The organism is Dapis purpurea BLCC-M126 (assembly GCF_050015975.1).
Lineage (GTDB): Bacteria > Cyanobacteriota > Cyanobacteriia > Cyanobacteriales > Microcoleaceae > Trichodesmium.
The window spans coordinates 17770-43705 of the sequence record NZ_JBNHER010000171.1 but is presented as its reverse complement, the minus strand read 5'-3'; the positions used below and the strand labels follow the sequence as shown (position 1 = coordinate 43705).

Annotated in this window: 19 protein-coding genes, 1 tRNA gene, 1 riboswitch and 1 other annotated feature; of the genes, 13 read left to right on the top strand and 7 right to left on the bottom strand. The window is 36.7% G+C overall.

What is annotated here, in order from left to right:
* Positions 1-23 precede the first annotated feature (23 nt).
* The 7 genes from ACP6PL_RS15315 to rplL all read left to right on the top strand — a co-directional run bounded on the left by ACP6PL_RS15315 (position 24) and on the right by rplL (position 4816).
* A tRNA-Trp gene (locus ACP6PL_RS15315) sits at positions 24-96 on the top strand.
* Between the two features lie 966 nt (positions 97-1062).
* Entirely contained in the window at positions 1063-1287 is a 225-nt protein-coding gene (secE, locus tag ACP6PL_RS15310) for a preprotein translocase subunit SecE (protein ID WP_426546129.1), read from the top strand.
* Positions 1284-1958: a transcription termination/antitermination protein NusG gene (gene nusG / locus ACP6PL_RS15305; protein WP_426546128.1), complete on the top strand. Its 675-nt coding sequence runs from the start codon at positions 1284-1286 to the stop codon at positions 1956-1958. The genes secE and nusG overlap by 4 nt, the downstream gene beginning before the upstream one ends.
* Entirely contained in the window at positions 1958-2383 is a 426-nt protein-coding gene (gene rplK / locus ACP6PL_RS15300) for a 50S ribosomal protein L11 (RefSeq protein WP_426546127.1), read from the top strand. Before nusG ends, rplK begins: the two co-directional genes overlap by 1 nt.
* 108 nt (positions 2384-2491) lie before the next feature.
* Positions 2492-3208 (top strand): 50S ribosomal protein L1, encoded by a 717-nt coding sequence (gene rplA, locus ACP6PL_RS15295; protein ID WP_426546126.1) that lies wholly within the window; start codon positions 2492-2494, stop codon positions 3206-3208.
* A gap of 29 nt (positions 3209-3237) precedes the next feature.
* Positions 3238-3426: a sequence feature (ribosomal protein L10 leader region), on the top strand.
* Positions 3427-3575: 149 nt separating this feature from the next.
* Positions 3576-4142, top strand: coding sequence for a 50S ribosomal protein L10 (gene rplJ / locus ACP6PL_RS15290; RefSeq protein WP_426546125.1), 567 nt, complete (start codon positions 3576-3578; stop codon positions 4140-4142).
* A 269-nt stretch (positions 4143-4411) separates the two neighbouring features.
* Positions 4412-4816, top strand: coding sequence for a 50S ribosomal protein L7/L12 (rplL, locus tag ACP6PL_RS15285; RefSeq protein WP_426546124.1), 405 nt, complete (start codon positions 4412-4414; stop codon positions 4814-4816).
* Positions 4817-5958: 1142 nt separating this feature from the next.
* Here the strand turns inward: rplL and ACP6PL_RS15280 are convergent.
* Positions 5959-6954: an aromatic ring-hydroxylating dioxygenase subunit alpha gene (locus ACP6PL_RS15280; RefSeq protein WP_426546123.1), complete on the bottom strand. Its 996-nt coding sequence runs from the start codon at positions 6952-6954 to the stop codon at positions 5959-5961.
* Positions 6955-7175: 221 nt separating this feature from the next.
* On the opposite strand from ACP6PL_RS15280, the gene hisZ reads away from it, so the two are divergent.
* From hisZ to ACP6PL_RS15265, 3 genes are all read left to right on the top strand, one after another.
* Positions 7176-8708 carry an ATP phosphoribosyltransferase regulatory subunit gene (hisZ, locus tag ACP6PL_RS15275; protein WP_426546122.1) on the top strand — a complete coding sequence of 511 codons (1533 nt, stop codon included), beginning with the start codon at positions 7176-7178 and terminating at the stop codon, positions 8706-8708.
* A gap of 382 nt (positions 8709-9090) precedes the next feature.
* Complete coding sequence (gene hisG / locus ACP6PL_RS15270; protein ID WP_426546121.1) at positions 9091-10107, top strand: ATP phosphoribosyltransferase; 1017 nt, start codon at positions 9091-9093, stop codon at positions 10105-10107.
* A gap of 243 nt (positions 10108-10350) precedes the next feature.
* Positions 10351-10578, top strand: a complete 228-nt coding sequence (locus ACP6PL_RS15265; RefSeq protein WP_426546120.1) for an indolepyruvate ferredoxin oxidoreductase subunit alpha — start codon at positions 10351-10353, stop codon at positions 10576-10578.
* A 454-nt stretch (positions 10579-11032) separates the two neighbouring features.
* On the opposite strand, the gene ACP6PL_RS15260 is transcribed toward ACP6PL_RS15265, so the two are convergent.
* Together ACP6PL_RS15260 and ACP6PL_RS15255 are read right to left on the bottom strand one after the other, a co-directional pair.
* Positions 11033-11341: a DUF4278 domain-containing protein gene (locus tag ACP6PL_RS15260; RefSeq protein WP_426546119.1), complete on the bottom strand. Its 309-nt coding sequence runs from the start codon at positions 11339-11341 to the stop codon at positions 11033-11035.
* 33 nt (positions 11342-11374) lie between these two features.
* Positions 11375-11431, bottom strand: a riboswitch (Glutamine riboswitch).
* 320 nt (positions 11432-11751) lie between these two features.
* On the bottom strand, positions 11752-11946 hold the full coding sequence (locus ACP6PL_RS15255; protein WP_426546118.1) for a hypothetical protein: 195 nt from the start codon (positions 11944-11946) through the stop codon (positions 11752-11754).
* A gap of 637 nt (positions 11947-12583) precedes the next feature.
* Here ACP6PL_RS15255 and ACP6PL_RS15250 point away from each other — a divergent pair.
* Positions 12584-17509 carry a DUF2225 domain-containing protein gene (locus ACP6PL_RS15250; protein WP_426546117.1) on the top strand — a complete coding sequence of 1642 codons (4926 nt, stop codon included), beginning with the start codon at positions 12584-12586 and terminating at the stop codon, positions 17507-17509.
* 608 nt (positions 17510-18117) lie between these two features.
* Here ACP6PL_RS15250 and ACP6PL_RS15245 read toward each other — a convergent pair.
* The 3 genes from ACP6PL_RS15245 to ACP6PL_RS15235 form a co-directional block, all read right to left on the bottom strand.
* Positions 18118-18498, bottom strand: coding sequence for an aegerolysin family protein (locus tag ACP6PL_RS15245; RefSeq protein ID WP_426546116.1), 381 nt, complete (start codon positions 18496-18498; stop codon positions 18118-18120).
* A gap of 50 nt (positions 18499-18548) precedes the next feature.
* On the bottom strand, positions 18549-19697 hold the full coding sequence (locus tag ACP6PL_RS15240) for a hypothetical protein (RefSeq protein ID WP_426546115.1): 1149 nt from the start codon (positions 19695-19697) through the stop codon (positions 18549-18551).
* A 765-nt stretch (positions 19698-20462) separates the two neighbouring features.
* Entirely contained in the window at positions 20463-21539 is a 1077-nt protein-coding gene (locus ACP6PL_RS15235) for a hypothetical protein (protein ID WP_426546114.1), read from the bottom strand.
* Between the two features lie 837 nt (positions 21540-22376).
* Here ACP6PL_RS15235 and ACP6PL_RS15230 point away from each other — a divergent pair.
* A complete protein-coding gene (locus ACP6PL_RS15230) occupies positions 22377-23852 on the top strand; it encodes an AAA-like domain-containing protein (RefSeq protein ID WP_426546113.1) in 1476 nt (491 codons plus the stop codon).
* Positions 23853-24358: 506 nt separating this feature from the next.
* Here the strand turns inward: ACP6PL_RS15230 and ACP6PL_RS15225 are convergent.
* On the bottom strand, positions 24359-25255 hold the full coding sequence (locus tag ACP6PL_RS15225; RefSeq protein ID WP_426546112.1) for an AraC family transcriptional regulator: 897 nt from the start codon (positions 25253-25255) through the stop codon (positions 24359-24361).
* A gap of 438 nt (positions 25256-25693) precedes the next feature.
* Here ACP6PL_RS15225 and ACP6PL_RS15220 point away from each other — a divergent pair, with 438 nt between their 5' ends.
* Positions 25694-25933: a hypothetical protein gene (locus ACP6PL_RS15220; protein WP_426546111.1), complete on the top strand. Its 240-nt coding sequence runs from the start codon at positions 25694-25696 to the stop codon at positions 25931-25933.
* The last annotated feature ends 3 nt before the right edge of the window (positions 25934-25936 follow it).

Below are 25936 nucleotides of genomic sequence, written 5' to 3'. Positions count from 1 at the left end.
ATTTAATCTAACACCTCTACTATGCGCTCTTAGTTCAGTTGGTAGAACGCAGGTCTCCAAAACCTGATGTCGGGGGTTCGAGTCCTCCAGGGCGCGCTGAATCAGTCAGTTAAAATTACTTTTTCCTTTTCTAAGATGTCCAGGTAAGGGCAAGTAAACCGATATTCTTCTGAGGAAGTCTATATTTCAGGTCAGCTTCCCTGCTCCAAAGATTTATTAAGACATTGGCAGAAGAATAAGGCTCTCCTGGCAATGGATAGTTAGGATTGATAGCCAATCAATCTTGCATTTCTCCTAGAAATTTGCTAGTATGCCTAAGGTTGTTGGGCTGACAATTACCAAAAAATTGGGTTCAAATCCTCGCCTATAAGCCGCTGACTTTCCATGTTATAGTGAGATTGGTTTCAAAACCAGCCTTGTATCATAAATACTGTAGAAAAGAATTTTATGTTAAAACTCCTTCAGTTGAAAATATAACAAGGGAAGTTTTTAGGTCAATGAGTATTTCACACCTTGAAGGCATAAATAAACACCCACGAAAATTCTGGATAAGTCGCGGCGGGGCATTCCGAGACTATAAACGTATTTGGAGGCAAGCGTAAGACTACCCTCAAGGCAGCAGCAGCCAATGAAGCGTCAACTCGTCGAGGATATACGGCTCAGTACTAATCCACCAGCCTTTAGGTCGGGGAGGATGTCAAATTCTTTGAAGTAAGCATAAGAAAGGAAAGAGGTTCGGCCTTCGATCCTGGTGCTATATCAAGTAGAATGATATCTTTAAATTTTGTAGCAATAAACTTAGTTGCTGGGAGGCACTCAGAAACTTTAAAATTGACGGGTTGGAAAATGTGAGACTAGCACATTAGTGCTTCAGTATCTAATAAAACATTAACCCGCCGAAAAGAGCTTCTGTGGGTCTTATTGTTGCTTCCTGTAGAGCCTTGGTCACTAGATGGCTTTTGAAGCACCACATCCATAACCATGAGGTTGAGAGAGCTACCGTTATTATATAAGCATTAGCGGTAGAAAAATATCACAAACTTAGGGGAGAGATCAATTATTGTGGCCAAAAAAGAGGATACAAGATTACAAGAAAATAAGGAAAGTTTTAGTCCTGTAACTTTTTTCCAAGAAACAAAAGAAGAACTAGATAAAGTAGTATGGCCAAGCAGAGAGCAACTTATAAGTGAGTCTGTTGCTGTACTATTGATGGTTATTCTCTCAGCAACAATCATTTACCTAGTAGATGAGTTCTTTAGTTGGGCAGCAGGGGTGGTGTTTGGATGAATTTATATTCAGAAGAAACACAAGAGACAAAACAATCAGACCAAGGAGGAGAAGAAACTACAGAGTTTGTTAGAGGACAGCTACGGTGGTATGCAGTACAAGTCGCCTCTGGCTGTGAAAAACGGGTTAAAGCTAATTTATCTCAGCGCATTCAAACTCTTGATGTTACAGATAAAATATTAAAAATAGAGATTCCTCATACACCTGCAATTAAGCTTCGTAAAGATGGTAGTCGCCAACATAGTGAAGAAAAAGTTTTTCCTGGCTATGTATTAGTACAAATGAAGCTAAATTGGAATGAGGAACAAAAAGAATGGAGAATTGATGACGAAGCATGGCAGGTTGTCAAAAGTACTCCAAATGTGATTAACTTTGTAGGGGCTGAACAAAAGCGTCGCTACGGAAGGGGTCGCGGTCATGTTAAACCATTACCTCTAAGTCCTTCAGAGGTAGAGAGGATATTTAGGCGAGCTCAAGAGCAAGAGCCAGTGCTAAAAGTAACAGTGGCAGAAGGAGACCACATTACAGTTCTTTCAGGGCCTTTTAAAGACTTTGAAGGTGATGTGATAGAAGTAAGTCCAGAAAGAAGTAAATTGAAGGCGCTATTATCCATTTTTGGACGTGATACGCCTGTAGAATTAGAGTTTAATCAGGTAGAAAAACATAACTAATGGCAAAAAAAGTCGTGGCGCTGATTAAGTTGGCTATTACGGCAGGAAAGGCTAACCCTTCTCCTCCTATTGGTCCAGCTTTAGGTCAGCATGGTGTGAATATTATGGCGTTTTGTAAGGAGTATAACGCCAAAACTGCAGACCAAGCAGGTACAGTAGTACCAGTAGAAATCTCAGTTTATGAAGACCGTAGTTTTACCTTTGTTCTGAAGACTCCGCCTGCAGCAGTATTAATCAAAAAAGCAGCAGGGGTAGAACGTGGTTCAAGTGAGCCACAGAAGACAAAGGTAGGCTCTATTACCCAAGCTCAACTCCAAGAAATTGCCCAGACAAAAATGCCAGACCTCAATGCTAATGACATTGAAGCTGCAATGAAAATTGTGGCAGGTACAGCAAGAAATATGGGTATTACGATCGCTGATTGATTCTATATGATCAATTCCTAGCTCAGTATCTCGATTCTAAAGTAAACATAAAAGTAAATTGATATAGGGGGAGAAGCAGAGCTTCGTTAAGTACCCCAGGAGGATTAAATGCCAAAAAAAGTATCTCGTAGATTACAAGAACTGAGAAAAAAAGTAGAAGAGCGAGCTTATGAACCAGAAGAGGCGCTTCAACTTTTAAAAGAAACAGCTACAGCAAAATTTCCAGAAGCAGCAGAAGCTCATATTCGTTTAGGGATCGATCCTAAATATACAGATCAACAACTACGAACTACAGTAGCCTTACCCAAGGGAACAGGTCAAACAATTAGAATTGCCGTCATTGCCAAAGGTGAGAAAGTTAACGAAGCTCTAGCAGCAGGAGCAGACTTAGCAGGTTCAGAAGAGCTAATTGAACAAATTAGTAAAGGTATGATGGAATTTGACAGATTAATCGCTACACCTGATGTGATGCCTCAAGTAGCAAAACTAGGTCGTTTACTCGGACCGAGAGGTTTAATGCCATCTCCCAAAGGCGGTACTGTAACTTTTGACTTGGCACAGGCAATTGACGAATTTAAAGCAGGTAAGTTAGAATTTAGGGCAGACCGAACTGGTATTGTTCATGTTATGTTTGGTAAAGCTTCTTTTTCCGCAGAAGATTTACTGATAAACTTAAAAGCTCTACAAGAGTGTATTGACCGCAACCGTCCTTCTGGTGCCAAAGGTCGCTACTGGCGTAGTGTATTTATATCATCAACAATGGGGCCTTCAATAGAAATTGAAGTTAATAGTTTGCGGGATCTAAAATTAACGGAAGCAGCTTAATTTAAATTTACTTAGATTTTTCAAGCTAAAAAATCAAAATTAAAGAGCTGAAGACAGCAGGTGCTAATAGCTTAATTTCCTGCCGAGGTTCAAGAGTTAATTATTCAAAGATAACAATAAAGGGTTTTGTCAAAGACCCTAATTTAATTGCTTGATTTGAATTTTATAATTCTTAGCCCTGGCAGATACCAAAATCTGCCGGGGCTTTTGATTTGTCAAGGAGCTTGAATCTAATAAATGCGGTGGGCTTGACCGTCAATGCCTGTGGATGAGCAACCGCCGACGGCCTCAGTGGAAGCAGGAAGTAAACATCAATTTGTCACATTATGTGACACTTTGTATCAGTTTTATAAAGCAGGTGATAAATATGGGCAAAACTAAAGAACAAAAACAGGAAATGTTGGCTGATATCAAGCAAAACTTGAGTGAAAGTCAGCTAACCCTGGTGATTGATTATCAAGGGCTATCTGTTGCTGAGATTACAGATCTGCGTCGGCGACTAATACCCACAGGTAGTTCTTGTTCAGTTGCTAAAAATACTTTGATGGGAATTGCCGTTAAAGAAGATAGTAACTGGCAACCTATGGAACAGTTACTGGCGGGTTCTAATGCTTTCCTATTCCTAAAGGATGATATTGGTGGTGCTATCAAGGCATACCAAGACTTCCAAAAAGCCACCAAGAAAACAGAATTTAAGGGTGGCGTCATGGAAGGGCGAGTGCTGACTCAAGATCAAGTCAAAGCGATCGCCGATCTACCTTCTAAGGAAGAGTTAATTGCTCAGATTGCTGGTTCTATTAATAGTATTGCTAGTAAGTTGGCTGGTACATTGAATGCTGTACCTACTCAACTTGCTACTGGTATTAATGAGGTTCCAGCTACTGTAAGTAGGGTTCTGAAAGCAGTTTCCGAAAAGGAACAACAAGGGGAATAGGAGATCAGAGGAGTAGGGGAGATGAGGTATATTGCTATATTTTTCAACCTTTTTTTCGTAAGGATGCACTCCTGCTAAAAAATTGAATCTTGGTAGAGAGCCAAAATGAGTTTTATAGGAAATTTAAGCTTTCTTTTTTCCTGCTTCCTTCTTCAAAGTGATTTTTTTGACTGATATTTTATCAATTTTATGACTAAAGTTCAGATAATAAATAGTCAAAATAATCGTCAACAAATAATTGTAAATTAACAACAAATAGGAGATTAATAATGTCTGCAAAAACTGACGAAATTCTAGAACAACTTAAGTCACTTTCTCTGCTAGAAGCATCTGAATTAGTGAAACAAATTGAAGATGCTTTTGGAGTTACTGCAGCTTCAGGTGGTGGTGGTATGATGATGCCTATGGCTATGCCAGGAGCGCCTGGTGCCGCAGCAGCAGCGGAACCAGAGGAAGAGCAAACTGAATTTGATGCAATTCTTGAAGAGTTTCCAGCAGATAAGAAAATTGCTATTCTGAAAGTGGTTCGTGGCATCACAGGTCTAGGTCTGAAAGAAGCAAAAGAGTTGGTAGAGTCTGTACCTAAGCCACTGAAAGAAGGAATTGCTAAAGAAGCTGCTGAAGATATTAAGAAGCAATTAGAGGAAGCTGGAGCTAAGGTGAAAATTCAGTAGTTATCTTTGGGAAAATATTAGTGAATAATATTCACTATTAAATTAGATAATATTTCTAGACTTTTTTGGAAGAGCTTGTATCAAAGATACAGGCTCTTTTCTATAGCATTTATACTAAGCGTGATAATAGTATTGTTTGGTTTAGGTTGAGAATTAATTCAACTGTTGCGCAACAGTTTTTATATTTTAGATAAAGTAGGGAGGGTAGCATCGTCGGCATTGTATTGAAGCCCTAAGTGTATCTTGGCAAAGTTGCGAGTTTTTGGCTCAGGAGTCAGGAGTCAACCCACCCCTAACCCAACCCACCCACGCCCCTCTCAGGAGGGGAGCCAGGAGAGGAAGTCAGGAGATTAAGAAATCAAATAGGGAAAAAAGGTAGAATCTAGGCCGCCATCTCCCCACACTCCCCACCCCCATCATGTATAAAAAAATAGATCCACTTAGGGCTTCTATAGGGTGCAGATTGGAATTGAGGAAGGAAAAAATGGGATTTACCTTTTCTGCAAAGATTAATCCCTTAGTTCAGCAATGTCGCATCCTCTAATACCAATTACCAAAAGTAATGCTATACTTGTGTAACACTTCAGTTATTAAGTAATTAGCACAAGCAAAATAATTTTTCCCGTAATTATTAGCCAGTTAATGTTAATTATTATTATGTTTACTTCTCCCTACACCTGTCACACTTCCCACACTTCCCCACCCAATTAAATATAGCAAGATTTTTGAGAAATGGTATAAGTTGTCCTGGTTGAGAATTAATTAAACTATTGCGTTATAGTTTTTAGATTTTAGATAAAGTAGGGAGAGGGGCAATAGTGCTACGCATCGCTACGCGCTCGCCCTATTACAGATTGAGAATTACAGCAGTTTCAGAGTTGGTGAGGTACATAGTTTTATCACTTTAGTAAATAGGGAATAAATATTAGTATTTAACTGTACCTCACCATCCTAAAAAGTGCTGTAATTAAACTATTACGTTACAGTTTTTAGATTTTAGATAAAGTCTGTAGGGTGGCGATCGCCTGACTGAATTTAGGTTGAGAATTAATTAAACTATTGCGCAACAGTTTTTAGATTTTAGATAAAGTTTCTAGGGTGGCGATAGTGTGTAGCACTACTACGTGATCGCCTAATACCATTTATTTTTGAACTGAAGTCTGTGATGTTAGAGAGTTTTCTGAATAGAATTGACTCGCCCAATTTCGAGACTGACGCACCGGACCATCATCTTGATATAAGGGTGGATTATGAATATCTTTTTTATTCTCTAAAATACTAACATCTTGTTCAAAAGTTTCTAAAACATCCTGTTTTAACATCTTATTTAAAATCAAGCTTAAAGGAAAAGGTAGAACTTTTTTCACACTATAAAATATGGCAATATCAAGATATTCATTGTCTATTGGTGTGCCTGTAAAAATAGTTAATAAACCTAGCTTTAATTTTCCTTCCGTCCAGTAAAAACTCACATCATAAGCAGGTCCGTAATAAATAGTAGTAACTGAACCATCTTCTAATACTAATTTTCCTGCTGCTAAAGAAGATAAATTATATTTCTGAGACATTCTATGAGTTAAAATCGGTCCGTCAATTTCTACTCCATGACTATGAGCGCTTTTAAAAGTACGGCTGTGCAAATTATATAAGTGAGAGACATCTACACTGTTATCCATATAATCTTGAAGGGTGGTACGCACTTTCCACTGACGGACTAAACGTAGGGGTGTCCATTCTCTAGAAATTAGTTCTGGTATTTGAGGTATTTCCCAGTCTGGTAATTTTCCTTGATGATGGTAATACATCATTATTAGACCATTCAACTCAAGTACAGGCCAGCTCTGTATTTTTGCTTTAGGTTTTGCTTTATCAGGATAAGGAATAGCAGAACATTGTCCATTTGTATCCCAGAGCCAACCGTGGTAAGGACATCTCAGAGTTTGGCCTTCTATTCTACCTCCATAAGCCAGATGAGCGCCTAAGTGGGGACAGTGGGCCTCAAAAATATGAGGTTTGCCATCTTCTGTACGAAATAGTACAAAATCTTTTCCGAAGTAATGAAGTGGTATAACTCCTTTGGCAGATAAATCTTCACTTCTGGCAACACGAAACCAGCTATTAGGGAGGTTTGAATACATAATTATTTTTTCTTGAATATAGACAAAAATCAGCTATTAGTGTATTAGGATAGCAATCGCTTGCCAAGGCTAAAGATTAAAAAATATAAAATTTTCTTGACAACAGAGAAATTAAACTATCTAGTAGAGGCTTTCTTGTCAGATAGAGATAAAATAATTGTGCCCTGATACATCTGTGTCAAAATTCCGATGAGAAAACCACAATCTTTGATATTTTGTCTATGCAAACTACAAAAGTAGAAAGAGTCAGAGGAGTTAACGACATCCTCCCAAGTAACTACCAGATCGATCAACAAATCAAAAGTACACTGAGTAGCAATTTTGAATCTTATGGTTATCGACCCATAGATGTGCCACTCATAGAATATACCGAACTATATCTAAAAAAATCTGGTGAGGACATTATTTCTCGTCTCTACGACTTCGTTTACCGTAACCGTCGCCTTTGTCTAAGACCAGAATTTACTGCTTCAGTTGTTCGCGCCTATTTGGACAATCTCCAAGAACTGCCTCTGCCAATGCGACTTTATTATACTGGGCCAGTATTTCGTTATGAACAGCCTCAGAAAGAAAGATATCGGCAATTTACCCAAATGGGAATAGAATTAATTGGGGCCACAGGAACGATCGCTGATGCAGAAGTTATTTCTATGGCCTGTCAAGGTTTAGATCGTCTAGGTTTAACTGAATATCAAACATTTATCGGCCACGTTGGAATTCTCAATAATTTTCTTGACCATCTTCAGCTAGATAGTCGCCTTCGTAGTTTTCTACTTACTCAGATGGAAACTTTAAGAACAGAGGGAAAAGGGGTTGTAGAAAATCGACTTTCTGAAATTTATCCTGCTTTTAAGAAAGATATTGCACAAGAACTAGATACAAATACAACAACAACTAAAATTAAAGATATTCTCCAAAGTTTAGAAGAAAGTGAGGCTCGAACAGCAATTTTTGAGTTTCTGGAAAGCATGAATATTGGGCTCACAAGCACTCGCCCACCAGAAGAAATAGTTGACCGTTTGTTAGTGAAGATTAAACATAAAGACCAAACTCAACAATTAAATCAAGCACTAGAGTTTATGACTGAATTGAGTCAATTAAAAGGAGAGCCAGTTGCCATATTCAAAGAAACAGAAAAACTGCTTTCAGCTTATAGTATTGATGGTTATGGATTGGCACAATTACAAGATATTTTGAAAAGTTTAGAAGCTTTTAATATCGACAAAAATCGTATTAGTCTTGACCTGGGAATTAGTCGAGGTCTTCAATATTATACAGGTATGGTTTTTGAGATTTATGACAGTAAGTTAGGACTAGAAAGAAAATTATGTGGTGGAGGTCGGTATGATGATTTGGTTGTCAGTTTAGGAGGTAAAAAAGATACTCCAGCGACTGGTTTTTCTTATGTGATGGAAGAACTTAGAAAAGAATTAGCAGAAAAAGCTCATTTGAGTTTAAATAATTATCAATTTGTGGAAATTTTGATAGTTGCAATTAGTTCAGAATATTATGGTTATTCTGTAGAAGTAGCTGAAAAATTAAGACAGCTAGGTTTGCGAGTAGAAACTGATGTGATAGGAAGAGATGTTGAGAGTAATATCGAGTATGCGAATCAGCAGAATATTCCATTTGTAATTATTATCAACTCTGCCGAAAAACAAGGAAATAAAGTGCTTTTGCAAAATCTAGATTCAGGGGAACAAAAAAATTTAGAATTGCATGAAGTGCTAAATCAAGTTAGAAATATTGAATAAGCATTCAGCCGTCAACGGTCAGCTATCCTCCTACAGAAGAACTACGTTAACAGCTTTATTACCTTTAAAGGGCAAATTAGTATTGAGATATTTCAAAGAATTAAAAGTATGGGTAAAACTACTGAAGTTCTCAAAAAAATGTATTATTGAAAAATACATTTTTTCTCTAGCAAAAGCTTCTCAAAAGACTGATATATAACTTGTCTGTTTTTTCAAGTTTTTTGTTAAGTAAAGATGTTTATAAAGCATGCCACCTTAAGAGGATGAAAAAAATCAACTTTACCTAATTTAACTAGAGAAACTGATAAATGATAACTGATAACTGAATTTGAAGCCTCCTAATTTAGCAGAATATACTGATAACTGATAACTGATAAATTAAATGACAAAAGATAATATTTTAAGAATAGCCTTACCAAGTAAAGGTGCTTTAGCAAACGGAACAATGAACTTATTGTCAGCTTGTGGTTTAGGTGTATCTAGACCTAATGAAAGACAATATTTTGGTTCAATTCCTGCTTTGCCACAAGTGAAAATTTTATTTCAAAGAGCAGCAGATATTTTTACAAAGGTAGAAGAAGGAAGTGTTGATTTAGGAATTACAGGTTATGATGTGGTTTCTGAAGAAAGTCAATCCCATGATGATGTAATAGTCATTTGGGATAAATTAGGCTATGGTAAATGTAAATTAGTTTTAGCTGTTCCTGAAAGTTGGGTAGATGTTTCTTCTATAGAAGATTTAGCAGAGTTAACTCTCTTATTTAGAGATAAAGGAAAAAATTTGAGAATTGCTACTAAATATCATCATCTAACCCAAAAATGGCTCTACGAAAAATTAATTGTACATTTTTCTTTAGTAGCAGTTCAAGGTGCAATGGAAGCGGCACCAAGTATGGGATATGCTGATATGATTGCTGATATAACTAGCACTGGTACAACTCTTAGAGAAAATCGTTTAAAGCAAATTGAAGGAGGTATACTTCTAGACTCCCAAGCTTGTTTAATTGGTAATAAAAGGTTATTACAAGAAAGCGAAATTAAGTTGGAAACAACTAAAGTATTTTTAGAGTTGATGGAAGCACAGATGGAGTCGAAAAAATATGTTTCAATCACGGCAAATGTGGATGGAAAATCAGCAGATGAAATAGGTGATCGCCTCATGTATAAAAGTGAATTAACTGGTATTTCTGGTCTGCAAGGACCGACTATTGCTAAGGTATATTCTGGAGAAAAAAATGACTGGTATGCTGTCACAATTGTGGTAAAACAAAATATGTTATTGCCAGCAATTAACCATCTGAGAAAAGTAGGTGGTACAGATATGACAGTTTCTACTCCTAATTATGTTTTTGCTTCTAAGTCTCAAATTTATGAGGAATTTTTGTCAAAGCTAAATTGAAGGAAGAAGAAGGAAAAAGTTGTTCAGGGTACTTTCCCTAATTTACTCCATAATTGAGTTAATAACTCATAGCTGATAGCTGTTTCGCTTCGCGACATGTTTCGGCTGTCGCCGACATGAATGCGGAGCATTCCCTATACGAAAAAACGAAGCTCCTCCCCACGAGGCAAGAGGCTAGCTGACCGCTGTTTACGCAGCATTCCGCAGGAAATGCTTACTTTTTAACTAAACTAAAAAACGAAAATGCCACATACAATTGTTACTAATATTTGCGAAGGTGTTGCTGACTGTGTTAATGCTTGTCCAGTTGCTTGTATTCATCCAGGGCCTGGTAAAAATACAAAGGGAACTGATTGGTATTGGATTGATTTTGATACCTGTATTGACTGCGGAATTTGTCTGGAAGTTTGTCCTGTAGAAAAGGCAATAGTTGCTGAGGAAAGACCTGAATTACAGAAGACTCCAGAATAGTTTTTCTGAGGAAGAATTTAACTCAAATAGGACTTATATAAAATCCGGTTCAATACTTGTTATTAAGTTAAATATGAAAAAAAAATTTTCAATTTTAAATTGCATTGGCGTTGGCGAATCAAGCTATGAAACCTAAATTTTGCCAAATATAAAATGCTTTTTAGTTAATCGCTAGGCCATCACCATTAAAACATAATCATAGCCGAAATCACCAACGCCTGAATAATGAATAATTAACAATTACTCATTATTCATTAATTGAGAAAATATCGATATTCTCCTGTGGAATACAACCATTAAACCATTAAACCTCCTATTCCTCAGAACAAACTAGGGAAATAGGAGGCAATCTTTATCATTTGTCGGTCATCATTGAGAACAATTACTTATTTTAAGACAAGCAGGGCGTTGGAAGTGTAAGCTATAATTCGACCTACTGATAACTCATAACTGTTTAAACAGATAACCCTAACTCTTGCACCGCTCTACCCAACATTGACTGACCACGTTTCATCTCTGCACGTTCAGTTTCTATTGCCAATACACGAGATTTCTCAGACATAGAAACATTATCAGTATTGGGTTGATTGTTATATTTCACGCCACGATAGGTCAAATTATAATGGGGTTGCATCACGGGTGCTTTCTTAGTATTCCGAAATCGAATATCTACCCCACGATACTTTCCTACTGCTACACCAGGGACTGTTTCTACAGCAGGGGGATTATATTGATAGCTAACGCCACGATATGTAAGTTTCATCGGTACTGCCTCCTATACTTGCAGAGAAATTGAGGCGCGTTCCTTCAGGATGTGTCCTTACTTCCGTCTTCTGATGAGAAGATGAACGATTAACTTTTTTTCTACGTTTCTATTCTGGCTGAAAATTTCTGAAACTGCCAGGGGTGAAAATACCGAACTTTTCTACTTTACATGAACTTAATAAAAACTTGCCAAATTACTTAAATGAAGTCCCTAAAAATTTACCCTGTTAATTATGTATCGATATAAAGATTAAAAGTTCTTTCCAGGAAAATTTATCTCAGAGCTTGTTTATTGATTGGGTCTTGCTATGGCTGAGTATAACCACTCAGTTCCTTGTGAATTGGCCAACTGTCCTGATACTTTCTTGTAGTGCTGTGAGAAATTGGACATAATCAGGATAGACAACTCTATGCTACTTGCACCTTTCCTTTCACAACAGAACGTAACAATCTATCAATGCTACAACGCTCCTCTTCAGTCAGAGAATTGTCCAATACCGCTGCCATAAGGCCATAACGGTCAGATTGAGTTAGAGGACATTTGTCAGCAACAGAGGCCATAATTTCGTTAATTGCACCAGGGAGTAATGTAACTTGAGGCATGAGACTTACCTTAAACTCTACACTTTAATCATCTCTGTTTTTTTTGGTTATGGTAGTGACTTGAAGTTGGAGTAGAGAGTGATTTTTCAGTATTGTGAAGAGTGAGTTATCACCTATTACAAAGTGAAGTAGATAAATAACTTTCGTGACTAATATCACTATTAATATCATGTCCGCTGGTATCAGAGCGTGTAAACCAAAGGGTGAATATCTACAGGAAATTTAAGTTTTTTCGGGGTTAATACCCTTCAATAAAGCCTGACAAAGCAAATTTATAAATTCTCAATTCTCAATTCTCAATTCTTACCCTTTTACAATACCGATGTTACCGGACATAATATAATTAGAGTTTGCTGATTAAATATCAAAGCACTATTGAATCAAGGTTTTAGGGTTTTTAAGTGGTGAAAAAGTACCAGATTTTAGCCTGATCAGGCTAAAAAAGTGAGTATCTTGGGTTTGGTAGGGGCACCCAAGTTAAGAGATAATTTTTCCTTTGTAAGTCTTCTACAACTCCTGATTCCTCTTGAGTTTTCACTACTCCCTACTCTCTACTCCCTACTCCCTGCCTTTGACTTCAATATTTTCTCATTTTGTGAATAGGAAGTAGCGTTGAGATACACCCTAAACAAAAGTTATGTTACGATACTTAATTTTACTTACTTACATTTTAATATCTTCAGAATCTGTAAGAGCAGAGTCTGGGCAAAATCATCGCAAATTATTTCAATTTATAGAAACAAAATCCACAAATAATCAATCTTTTACTCCTCAAGAACAGCTTTTTTCCCAAGTAAAAAAACTGAGGGAGAAACAAACAATTAATTCTCAGTTACAAGCTATTAAAAATTTAGAACAAAGATTATTAACATTTCAATCTTCAGGAGATAAATCTCAAGCAGCATTAATATTACTGAAGTTAGGATCAATTTATAAAAAACTAGGCGCAAAAACTCTCGCATTAGAAAGTTACAAAGAGGCTTTATCTCTATATCAAGAAATAGGAAATCCGATTCAGGAAGCATTTACTTTGGGTGAAATTGGAGATGTTTATTTAGCCGAGTTAGAACAACTCAAAGAAGAACAGCAATTGGCATTAACGAATAATTTATCCATCAATTCTAGTTGGAAAAAATTATTCTTGGATAAACAACGTAACAATGGCAAAAAAGCCAGTGATTTTTATCAACAATCTCTGGGAATTTACCAGGAAATTAATAATTCTGCTAATCCTAATATTGATAAATTTGCTGCACGGCAAGGAGAAGCAAATATTTTTAATAAAATTGCTCAAAGTTACAGGGATGAATACGAAAAAGAGAAATTACTCAAACAGTCTTTAGCAATTTATCAAGAAATAGGAGATAAAAAAGGAGAGGCTCTAATTTTAGGTGAACTGAGTGAGTTGAATCTCATTGAGTATAGGAATGACCAAGCTGGTTGGGATTTATTTAATCAAGCTATAGCAATTTATCAGGAAATTTATGAATCTTCGGATGATGATAATTTTGCGGCACGTCAAGCTGAAGCAAAACTATTAAGTATTGCAGTTAGATATTGGTGGTCTGACAATCAAGAAAAAGCCTTGAAATTTCATAATCAGTCTTTGAAAATTTACCAAGAAATTGAGGATTTTCAGGGAGAAGCACTGACTTTTATTAATATGGCTTATTATTATTTTATGTCAGATAATGGGCCAAAAGAATTAGAGTTTTATAATCAAGCACTAAAGATTTATCAGGAAATCGGAGATGGTATTGGAGAGGCTAAAGTTCTCGAACGCTTAGGTAGAATTTACTATTTTTCAGGAGAGTTAGAAACAGCATTAGAATTATATGAGCAACAATTAGAAAAAATTCAGGAAGTTAGTCAATTTTATTCTGAATTAGGAGACTCAGAAACAGCATTAACATTTGATTATCGTCAGTCTGTTATTTTGTTTCAGATGGGAATAATTTACTCTCAATTATCAGAAGATAAAAAAGAAGTAGAAGTTTATAAACAAGCTAGAAAAGTTTATCAAAAATGGGAAGATATTGAAGGAGAAACAAGTTTTTTGATTAAAGTTGCTGAACGCTACGGAGAACAAGAAAACTCCGAAAGAATGCTAGAATTTTTAAATTCTGCTGTTAAAGTTTATCAGGAAAAGGGAAATCTTCTGGAAGAAGCAAATCTCTGCCGCAAGATTGCAAATATCTATTTTTTTAGTTTGAACGATTATGAAAAAGGATTTGATAGTCTTAATCAAGCACTAAAAACTTACCGAAAAATTGGGAATCTTGCCGAAGTTGCACGAACTCTTGACAGAATTGGATCTCGCTATCTCTATACTGCTGAAAATACATCAGAAAACCAATTAGAAAATCAAGAAAAAGCAGTAGAATCATATACTCAAGCTGTTGGTTTTTATCGGGAAATTCAGGATTTTAGTTCAGAAAGGTTTACTCTCACAAAGATTGGTAAAATCTACTACGAATTAGGTAATAAAGAGAAAGCTTTAGAAGCATTTAATCGTGCCGGAAAAGTTCATCAAGAAAGTGGTGAATATAAAAAAGCAATCAATACTTTGATTGACATTAGTCTAACCTACAAAAAGTGGGGAGAAAAAGAAATAGCTTTGAAGTTTTATCTACAAGCAATCCCTGTTTCTCAAAAATTAGGGAATTACAAAAAAGAAGCATTAATTTTGAGAAAGATTGGTCAGCTTTATTATGAATTAGAAAATTTTGATCAGGCAGTAGAAACCTTTAATCAAGCGCGAAAAGTTTATCAAAATAATCAAGACCGTTCTGGTGAAGCTTGGACAATTTATAAAACTGGAGAAAGTTATACGACATTAGGAGATTTAAAAAGAGCTTTGGATTCTTATCAGCAAGCTTTACCAATTTACGAGGAAGAAGTTGATGCTCCCTGGCGAGAAGCACGAACCCTAGATATGTTGATTAGAATGAGTCGAATTTATGCCTATTTGGGAGACTCAGAAAATTCTTTTGACTACTGCAATAAATCCCTGATTTATGCTCAAAAAATGCTCCGAGAAAAAACCATGAAAAACTCAGAAAGGTTTAGGGAAATTGGTAGGTTATGCTATCAAATTGGCCAAACAAAAACTGCTTTAGAATCTTTCAATCAATATTGGAAATTTTATCAAAAACTTGGAGTAGATAGAGAAGAGTTTGGTCTGATGCGTGTTGGTCAAGATTATACAGAATTAGGAGATGCAAAACAGGCATTAGAATTTTTTAATCGAGCCAGGAAACTTTACAAAGAAAGTCGTTTTTCTGAAGGAGAAATAGACAATATTACCTGGACTGCCAGAGTTTATTCCCGTGCCGGAAATTATCAACAAGCCTTAGATTTTTTCCATCAAGGATTGAGAATTGCCCAGAAAATTAATAATCGCAGTAAAGAAGCTTTAATGCTGACTGAAATAGGCGATCGCTACTCAGAATTAGAAGATGAAAAAGCATTAGAATTCTACAACCAAGCTTTGAAAATTTATCAAAAACTGGAAAATCATGGAAAACAAACGAATATCCTGAAGAAAATTGCTGAACTTTACCAACAATTGGGAAACTTAGAAAAAGCCTTGAATTTTTACCAACAAGTTCTAACAACTTCCCAAAGTAATTACTCTTTTAACCTCCGATTCATCTATCATAATATTGGTAAAATCTACTTTGAACTTGGAGATTTAGAAAAAGCCTTGGAATTTTTCCAGCAAGCTCTAAATTATGGTGTAAAAGCCTGGGTTTATAAAGATATAGGTAAAGTTTACTCAGATTTAGGAGAACTAGAAAAAGCTTTGGAGTTCTTTAAAAAATCCCTAGATTTGCTAGAAATTCACTATACTGAAGCCAGAGCAGAAAATCTGTTTGGTATTGCCGTAGTCGAACGAAAAAAAGGTAATCTCGACAGTGCCTTAACTAATATTAAAACAGCAATTTATTTAATTGAAGAAACACGAACGAAGAAAGATTCTTCACAAGAACGTCAAACATTTTTTGCCTCTAAACAAGACTATTATGAATTTTATATCGACTTATTAATGGAACTCCATCAACAAGATCCTTCAAAAGGATACGATGGTCAAGCACTTAATATTAGTGAACGTTCTAAAGCTAGAAGTCTCCTCGAACTTCTCGCCGAAGCTAACACCGATATTCGCAAAGGAGTTGACCCAGAATTAGTGATTCAAGAGCAAAGTTTACAACAACAATTAGATGGAATTGAACGACGAAGGGTAGAACTTTTAAACAAAGAAGATTACAGTTTAGAAGCAAAAACAGCCATAGAACAAGAGCAACAATTTCTGCTCCGTAAATATGAAGCAGTTCAAACAAAAATTCGAGAAAAAAGTCCTAGTTATGCTGCTTTGACTCAACCTCAACCCCTAACTTTAGAACAAATTCAACAACAAATTCTGGATGATGATACCCTGCTTTTACAATATTATCTGGGGGAAAAAGGCAGTTTTCTGTGGGCAGTTACTAAAGACAATATCTCTAGTTATCAACTACCTCCAAAAGCATCAATTGAAAAAGCAGTTAGAGAATTTCGTCGCACTGTTACCGATAGACGTGCAGACTCTACTTCCTTAGTCGAAACCTCTAAATCTCTTTATCAGATGATTTTAGCTCCTGTTGCTTCTCAATTGAGAAATCAACGCTTGGCAATTGTCAGCGATGGCATTCTACATTACATTCCCTTTGCTGCAATTTCCCTACCAACCACTTCATCAGAAGCAGAATATTTACCTTTGATAGCCAAACACGAAATTGTTAATCTTCCTTCTGCATCAACATTAAGTATTCTGCGCCGAGATACCGAACAACGAAAACCTGCACCAAAAACTATTGCCATCGTTGCCGATCCTGTTTTTAGTTCTGATGATACCCGATTGGAAACTACCATCTCAACCCATAACGAAAATTGGGAACAATATAACCTTAGTCGTTCAGCTCGACAATTGGATGTAGGAATTTGGGATAGACTCCCAGGTACTCGAACAGAAGCAGAAGCAATTCTTGCTCTTTTGCCGAAATCTGAAAGTCAAAAGTATTTTGATTTTACTGCTAATCGTACTACTGCCACTAATCCCGAATTGAGTCAATACAAAATTATCCACTTTGCCACCCACGGATTACTAAATAGTATTAACCCTGAACTTTCTGGCATTGTTTTGTCGATGCTAGACAAACAGGGAAACTCCCTAAATGGATTTTTACGTCTCCATGATATTTTTAACCTTGATTTTTCTGCTGACTTGGTGGTGTTGAGTGCTTGTCAAACTGGATTAGGTAAACACATACGAGGTGAAGGGTTAGTAGGATTAACTAGAGGATTTATGTATGCAGGTACACCGCGAGTACTTGTCAGTTTGTGGAATGTAGATGATGCTGGTACTGCTGAATTGATGAGTAAATTCTATGAGTTGATGTTGAAAGAGAAATTATCTGCAACTGAAGCATTAAGAAGGGCACAGTTAGAGATGGTTGCTGATACTAACTGGAAATCTCCTTATTATTGGTCTGCTTTTACTTTGCAGGGTGAATGGCGTTGATATTATGTTCAGATTTTTCCTGCCATCCATCAGGAATATTTGGTTTTAAAGACAATCTACTTTCGTATCTTGTTTAAACCAGATTTTGTGAATTCAGCAGTACAACTATTATGCTTTTTCAAGCATCCACTGTTTATTTATTTAACATTTACATCTTAACAGATTATGTGTGAAACTGCAAGATTGATTAGCATTCATCCTGACACCAAGCTACGCTATGGGGAAGGTTTATCTGATTTCAGTCACCAGTAGTAGTGGATTGTTTCACCTAAAATAGTGCAAAGCGCTTTTCTCATAATCACTCCATCACCCCATCCCCCCATACCCTCATTTTCTAATGCAACATTTAAGATGAAACAGTCCAGTAGTGGCGCGTCAAGCTTAAAATAGTGGAATAGATTTTTGACTCTTTACTGTGAAAAATCAGCATCCTACCATTTTTCTAAAGTAATATTTAAGGCTTGAAACGGCACTACAAGAGTGGCGATCGCTCTTTAGGGTAATTTGTTCAAGTTATCTTTACGCGACTCCTTAGTTCAATTCATCTTTAATATTTACCAACGCTTGGGATTATTATGTTCTTTCCTCAACTCTAGGTGTATCCTGGTTCATAATAGGGGAGCATCATCCTTGATAACAATTGTTACAACCTTCCGTAGGACTTCATTACCAGTGAAAGACGACTTCTCCAACTTAATATTGCCTGTTGTAGTCACGTTTAACTCCACTTGACCCGCCCCCCAAGGGATGTCCCAGTTGAAGGTAATTGTGGTTCCAGAATTCTCTTTTGCCGTATATGTGAGGCTACCTTCCGTGCCAGATGCTACATCACGATTACCACGTGCATAGAATACATCGGTAGTTGTCGTCCGAGCCTTAATATTTTTCTTATCGTAGACGTCACCCCACTTCATATTTTGATTTCCAGGTTCAAAATTGAACTGGGTGTGATTCTTTGCAGCTACGTGGAAATTCTGAGCTTCAGCCATTAGACTTCTCCTTTTCTAAAGTTAATCTTAATTAAATCTAAATCGAGTATTTAGATGATGTCATTATATGCATTTCCAAAGTCGGATTCCCAGTTGCGATAGAGCTCTGTTGATTTTGAATGCCCCTCATACAAGATAGTCCCTGATTCTTTTGACCAACCGATCGCGGTAAGCAAATTTTCGCTTGGCTGATGAAGTTCGGATAGTGAGAGGCTCCGGAAGTCATCCATCTCTTCTTGAAGCAAATGACGGTATTTGTCGCTGATCTTTTGCAAGGCAGGAACACCTTCTGCTATATAATTAAGCAAGGAAATCATTGAGAGAGCACGCATTGCAGAGCGTGTCTCCTGACAAATTGCATTGATAAGGGAATACTCTACCTCTGGAATCAATTGACCTGGGTTGCCATGCTTCTGCATAATATCTTGCACATCTTCTAGCATGGAATAAGGATAGCATATCGCCGTAATGCGTGTGGGAGTCTTCATTGCATTCTTGGAAAATTCTGCGAATTCCCTAGCCACCTCATCAACGTCAGAAACATTCGCGTTAACGGTAATGCCGGTTGCAAAAAGTCTTCCTTGAACTTTCGATATCATCTTCGTGGTTGTCTCATCCAGCCCATACTTGCCAGTTCCGCCTTGACCCTCAATCTTTCGTAGGTAACTAGCATTGAGATTGGTAGCCACCGCCCTTTGGTCTGTTATGCTCTTTGTTTCAAATTTCAGAACCGAGTAGAAATTGGCACCAACCTTGTACCCACCAATGAAATGTGTACCGAACCTTTTGTTAAAATCCTCTGGATTGGTCTCTAGCGTATTCCTCGCCACCTTGCTCAGGGAAACTGTACTTCGATCATAAGAGTCCTTTCCGGCTACTATTGACGCAATGCTGGTGGCTATGACACTCTTGCTGGTAAGGCAATTTTGAATAAGTGTGTCAAGACCCCACCCAATTTTCATAGAGTCCTTGGAGCCTTCGGCTTCAAGATTCATTTCCTGTGTCTTTGTGAAGTCGGTCTGGGACTTATTGATTTCGTGAGACGCTTGGAGATTTGCTGGGGATCGCTCCTCCTCGACAATCTTGAAATTAGGTGCGAGAGCAATTTCGCTTGTCCTTAAACCTGTAAGCAAATGAACACCCACACCATCTTTGTCAGTTATTTCATAAGGGATCTCAAAATTTGCAATATAGTTCATACATACTCTCATCTTAACTAAATTCTCTGGTTAGGCATCATGTAAAAATTAAGTTGTACAAATTTTATCTGAAATAGATTGTGAAATCTAGCTTCCATCAAAAAAACTGTTCAGGTTATTCTTACACGACTCCTTATTCTTGGATAATTCATCTAACTAGAATGTAGAGATTTTCTACAATCAATGTTAAATCGGTTTGTAGTTAATTCCAGGATCGTTCCTAAATTGACCTGAATTCCGGTGGTATCGATATTGTTGATTTGGACATTAGCAAACATTCCTTGACCTGAACTATGTAGTTCATTGACGGCGGCAGTCTTTGCATCTAGTACGAACTGTTTTTGTGCATCATGATCGTGAGCAACCCTGTGGCTTCTTTTATAATCACGTTGCCAATCGTTATATGAACATCTAACCGTGTACCAAACCATCGTTAAATCCTTTTGGGTATTTTGTATTATCTACTTATGACTCAATAATGCAAAATTTATACCGTAAACGCAACCAAAGTTTGCAACTTTAAGAAAAAAGTTAAGGATTTAGCACCAGCAATTTCCCAAAGCTACTCCCCATATTAGTTTCAGATATCGAAAACTTAAGAATCTCGCTACCATTTAGGAAAAAATTGCTTAACTTTGGAAAAACTTAAAAGCTAAAAGTTAAGGATTGTACTTCTGGTCTCCGATGGGCAATAATCATAAAACATTCAAATAATCCACAAAAATGTCTAAAGTGCCTCAAAAGCTAAGTTTTAAAACACTAACACTAACTAACATTGTCTTTGGTTTCAAGTTCTGGTGAATTTTTCCCATCTACTTTTTCATTCTCTTTGTTTTTACTATTTCTGGAATTGGAGTTCTCTTCTGTTTTACCAATGAACTTATCTCCTGTTTGATTAAAAATATCTTCGGCTAATCGCTCACTAAATCCAAATACAAAAGCCACTGAAAATAAACTCATAAAATGCCGATCTTGTGGCTTTTCATCTCTCAAATATCCAAAAGAAACTGGAATAATACCTCCTTCTATAGCAGTAAACATTACAATGCCACAGGCTCCTCCGATAATTGGTTTACATAAACCAATAAAAATGGGTATCAGGGCATCTTCATATGTTTCTCCTTGGTGGTCATTCAATCGCAATAAAATGCTGATGATGCTGCCTGTAGCCCCAGCAATAAAACATAACTTTGCAAAAAATAGCATTTCCTTCTGGTTCAATGTCAGTTGACTCTGCCCCTGATCCGAATTAGTCGTTTGATTCTGACTCTGCTTCAAACCATTTGAAAGTGAATTTATAGCTGGATCCATGACTAATGGAATTCCTATATAAAGCGGTAGGGCTAACATTAGTCCTAGCAAAAGTTTAATGGGGATGCTAGATTCATAGAGAAAAGCTTTGTAGGTATTAATTAGGAAAGCCGATACAGGATTCTCTAGTCTTCTGACATTAAATTCAGCATCCCTCCGCAGTCGTTTCACCATTGTATTTTTTTCTTTGGTTTGAAGAGATTGAATAGCTACATCAAGGTTAAGCAGCATAGCTTCAATCTCTGTATGCTTCTTTTGTCTCACAAAATTACCAGAACAACATATTTTTTTAATTCTTTCCAGAATAATTAAAATTTTCGCTGTTTCCTTTTGAAACGCCTCATCCAATTGATTTTTCTGGTCACTAATTAGATTGGTTATTTTTTGGTAGGAATGATCAATCAAGGAATTTATTTGATTGAGGCTTGAAGTGATATTTTCCTGGCTTGAGGGAATATTTTCCTGACTTAAAGTTTGACTAGGACTATCTTTGGGAGAATCTGACTTAGAGTTCTGTGGGTTATTTGGCATTGCTAATTACTCCTTAATAGTGATATTGGCTAGCATTAGTGAAAATTTAGCCTATAAGACAAATACAAAATTTCCATGGATTTTAAAACAAACAACTATCTTGCCATTTTTATTGATATGGGAAAGTAGTTCAATAATTAATTGAAGAAGGAGTTTTCGTTTATGTTTACCAATAGAATAAACGGAGTTAATGTTATAATTAAATAATGCAAAATTTCCACAGTAAACACCACCAAAGTTTGCAATTTTAGGAAAAAAATTAAGAATTTTACACCATCAATTCCCTAAAGCCACTCCCTATTTTGGTTTCAAAGAATCGAAAACTTAAGAACTTCGCCACTACTGAGGAGAAAATTGCTTAACTTTGGAAAAACTTAAAACTTAAGGATTGTACTTCTGGTATCCGATGGGCAATAATCATCAAACATTCAAATAATCCACAAAAATGTTTATTATCAAATTTCTGCCGTAAACGCCACTAAAGTTAACAATTTTAAGAAAAACTTTAGGATTTTAGTACCAACAAATCCTAAAGATTAGTTATCGTATTGGTTTCAGATATCAAAAACTTAATAACCTCATCACTGTTGCACAGGAAGTTACTTAACTTTTGAAAACCCCGAAACTTAAAAACTTTACTTCAGGTTCCACACCCTTAAAATATTTACACATTAACAGGAAGCCAAATTATCGGAAAAATATACAATTTATTGGAGAAATATACAAGAATTTATCGGAGAAATATACAAGAATTTATAGATGATCTCTATTTATGAAGATAGGCACCAGGGACATCTTTACTTATACAGATAAGGTCAAAAATTTGTTATAAGAATAATGAATAAGTATGTACGCAGACGTGGTGTAACTCTCACCAGTCAAGGTTCAAGGAAACTTAGTGAAGCCAAATCCAAGGCAGAAATCGAGCAAAATCAGCGATACACCCTTGAATCTCTTAGTGAAAAAACAGGTTTAACTCCCAATACCCTTAGCAAAATATTTACCTGTTCGTCAGGAGTTGACAAACGCACCTTGAAGTGCTGCTTCCATGCTTTTAATCTGACTTTGTTAGCGGATGATTATCTCTACTTCAAGTCCAATGAAGATAATCTAGTCGAGATTAACCTAATGCCACCAGCCGAAACCTGCTCTCTCCTAGAACCAGAGTACAATTATCCTGTTGATATACTTGGCGAGCGTAACAATTCCCCCCAAATAAAAAAAATGGTTCAACCACAAGACGATATCCAACCTCGTCCCCCAAACACACCAGGAGGACAGATGCCCCTAGATTCTATCTTTTACATTGACCGTCCCATCATGGAATCCCTCTGTTACCAAGGTATCCAGGAACCAGGTACACTGTTGAACATCTGTGCCCCGAAGCAAATGGGCAAAACCTCCCTAATTAGTCGCATCATTGCTTATGCTAAATCCCTGGGGTATAAAACCGTTTCTCTGAACTTGCAACTCGCTGATGCTGATATTTTACAGAACTTAGAACACTTCCTACAATGGTTCTGTAGCAGACTCAGAAATGAGTTAGAATTGCTCCATGGGCACTCCTCTACAGTGATTGTCCATGAGCAGATAGCCGACTTTTGGGATAATTCCTTGGGCAGCAAATCAATCGCTAGTGACTACTTCAATGATATTATCTTAGCCAACCTAGATCGACCTCTGGTAATAGCTATTGATGAACTGAATCAGCTTTTTGCCTACCCAGATATTGCTTGTGAATTTCTCCAACTTCTACGAACTTGGTCTGAGCAAGCTAAAGCAGGGGTAGCAGAAAGTAATGCTTGGCAAAAGCTGCGACTGGTGACAGTTCATTCTACAGAAATTATGATGCCTCCGTCGATCGATCCTTCTCTGTTGAATACTGGGTTAGTCATCAATTTACCTGAGTTTACTCTAGCTCAAGTGCAGGATCTAGCACGGCGCTACGAACAAGAGATAACCGAACAACAAATCCAGCAGCTAATTAACCTTCTAGGCGCACATCCCTATCGTTTGCAGTTAGCATTTTATTACCTACAGCAACAGACTATAACTCTGGAAGAACTTTTAGAAAATTCTGGTAGTGCAACTGCTCTTTATGCAGAACATCTACAACAACAATGGTGGAACCTGCAACGCTATGATGAATTATTGCCGATTTTTACTGAAATTGTGAACAACCCCAAACCCATAGAAATAAAATTATCTCTTGGTTATCAGTTGCAAAAGATGGGTTTGGTTCATTTGGAAGGCGATCTGGCAAGTCTGTGTTGTGAGTTATTTCGTCCGTTTTTTATAGGAGTTTTGAATTAATTGTTATTTGGACTGCGGTGGGTTACATTTCATTTTCATGTCGCGTAGCGTTTCATGTCGGCTCTTAGCCGAAAGGGCACCCTACTGTTGAGGTGGTATTGTATTGTTGTTATTTTAGTTTTGGAACATGGCAGTGGGAGCATCTTGCTCCCTTGCAGTAAAATCAGTTTATTATTGTAGTGAACTGTCTCATCTAAAATGATGCAACAGAAAATTTGCGCTAAGATTGCTATCCTCACGGACTGCTCCGCAAACACTATCGTTTGCTATTGCAAAGCTGCGCTTTATCCTGACGGACTGCTCCGCAAACATGTCGGCGACAGCCGAAACGCAATGACAATTCTAACGCACTATTTTAGCTGTGTTAGTCCACTACTGTTTTGTTTTAGTTTGGTGATAATATGCAATATATTAACTACTGTATATAACATCCAACTATGCAAACTACTGACTTTTAATAGTAGTTATTATCCAAGACTGGTCTTCAACTGTTTTTTTGAAGACTCTTACTGTTTTAGTAAAAATTTTTTTGGGGTAACGCCCATCGCCTTTTTGAAGTGACGAATCAAATGACTTTGATCTACAAATCCAACGCTATAGGCAATTTCTGCTAGTGTTAATTTACCTGTGAGTAATAATTGTTTGGCTTTAGCAACACGTTGTCCAATTACATATTGATGGGGTGTGATACCGATAGATTTTTTAAACTGAGTAGCGAAGTAGTTAGGGCTAACTTTGGCGATCGCTGCTAATTCAGTCAAAGTCAAATCTTGGTGTAAATTAGCTTGAATGTAGTCTATAACTTGATTTAATATGGTTTTGGAGAGACTGCCTGGTGAAATTTGGATAGGTTTTTGAACGCAGTAATTTCGTAGTAGATGAATATAGAAGGTTTGTAATAAGGAATCAATATATAATTGACCGCACAAACCAGGGTTGAATAATTCTTGTTGTAAAGACTGAAAAATACTAGATATTAGGGGGTCGGAAAAGGAAAAATGTGGCAATAACTCGACAGTATCACCTTTAACTATGTCATTTAATTTCTGTTTGAGAACGATAGGATCTAAATCTAATGATAAATAAGAAACGGTTTGATTCCAGTTCAAATAATGTTCTATTTCAGCAGGCATAACAATTATGCTTAGTTGTTTAATTTGTCGTTTCTGAATTTTTCCTGTTAGATTTTCTTCAAAATCATTATATGGAGAGACATGAGTAAATATATTAACACTATGTATCCGAAAAGTATTGTGCAATATTTCCCATGGTAAGTGGCGATAATGCCGTAGATATATTCCTTCTGATAAATTGCGAGCCTGTAAAACTTTTATACCAAAGATACCCATTTCTTCTTGACTGCTGAAGTCAACATCGTATGGTATTTTTTGAGGAATAGTCATAAATAATTAACAATTAACAATTAAGTACCCATAGGTAATTATATTACCATCTTTCTATTATGCCATTTTGAAAAAAGAATATTACGAATAATAAGAGGGATAAAAAGACTTTATAGGAGATGTTATTTTGACTAAAAATATAATTTATGAACTAAGAAATGGTATCTAAACTATTCATTGTATAGCAATCTGATCTGAATTGTGAGATATTGTAAACTTTTAGGCAACAGGCAACAGGCAACAAGCAACAAGCAACAAGCAACAAGCAACAAGCAACAAGCAACAGGCAACAGGTAACAAGCAACAGGTAACAGAGAACAAGGAAAAAACTATATCTTATGAAGATCATAACCACCATATTTTAGACTTTTAGGGAGCAGTAAAATTCTCACATCTGATTCCTGATTGCTATACCTATATATTGAGGAGCCGTGTGAGTTGGAAACTCTCAAGCACGGTTTTGAAGCAAAGGTGAGGGATAACGATATCCCCATCGACTGTAACAACTGGGGATTAGCGATTTGCATCTGTGAATATGAATCAAACAAAAAACGTCCTAGTGCTATCACTTTGCATAAACGTTTGATAGCTGAAGTTAAAAGTCAAAATCCCTGGTATTATGAGGTATCAAAATGCGCTCCTCAGCAAGCATTAAGAGATTTAGAGAGAGCATTTTAAAAC